The organism is Pseudoneobacillus rhizolycopersici (assembly GCF_054786815.1).
In genome coordinates this window covers 1-222 of the sequence record NZ_JBTOOE010000271.1, presented here as the reverse complement: position 1 = coordinate 222, position 222 = coordinate 1, and the positions used below count along the sequence as shown (strand labels likewise).

At 40.1% G+C, this 222-nt stretch carries 1 protein-coding gene; it reads left to right on the top strand.

All coding sequences use genetic code 11. The features are described 5' to 3' along the window. Window positions 1–19 precede the first annotated feature (19 nt). A partial coding sequence (locus ACX9YW_RS23710; protein WP_460351280.1) for a right-handed parallel beta-helix repeat-containing protein occupies window positions 20–222 on the top strand: 203 nt, incomplete at its 3' end.

The following is a 222-nucleotide window of genomic DNA, read 5'->3' as shown; positions in this document are numbered from 1 at the left end:
AGAAGATATCAGCGATTGGATGAGCTACCATAAAAATGATCAGGATGAATGGATGCGGTACGGAGCCGGTATTTATTTGCGGAAATGCAATAGCGCAAAAATTGCAGGAAATACAGTTACCAATGGACAATGCGGATTGATGACGACGTTATGCGACAGCGTAACAGTATCAGATAATAATTTCTCTTTCAATTCCGGTGTTGGTATTGGATTATACAGAAG